The 520-nt window shown below is 75.6% G+C and carries 1 pseudogene; it reads right to left on the bottom strand.

Annotated elements, in window-relative coordinates:
* Window positions 1-520: pseudogene (locus AC1D01_RS38265) on the bottom strand (plasmid replication/partition related protein); the annotation flags it as partial.

Raw genomic sequence — 520 nt, 5'->3', positions numbered from 1 at the left:
GGCGTTGGCGCGCAGCTGGGCGTGCAGGTCGGCGATCTTCAGCTTCAGCGCGGCGTTCTCGGCGGTCAGCGCGGTCACGCGCTGGCGCAGCGAGTCGACGCTGTCGGCGCCGTCGTGCGGCTGCGCTGGCGGTTGTTCCTGCGGTGTTGCAGCCGCGCCCTCATCGGCCGGCGCCTTGCGGCGCGATTCGCGCGCCCGCTTGGCCGCCTGCTTCAGCTCGTCCTTGCCGGCGGCCGCGGCGGCCACCTGCTCCTCGGCCGGCAGGCTGGCCACGGCGGCTGCCGCGTTGATCGAGATCGTGCCCGCCTTCACCGCCTCGACCACCTCGGGCGCCGCCTGCTGGCGGATCTTCTCGATCATCGCGACCTGGTTGCTGCTGATGCGCGCGGCCTTCGCGAGGGCCTCGCGGGTGTCGAGCTCGGGCGCTGCGGCCACCGGTGCGGGCGAGGCGGCCTCCGCCGGCTCGGCGGCGCGGCGCGCACGCTGCCCGGAGACGATCTCGCGCTTGCGCAGCGCCAGC

This window comes from Rhizobacter sp. P3_B12 (assembly GCF_056402895.1).
This window is presented reverse-complemented; position numbering and strand designations above follow the sequence as displayed.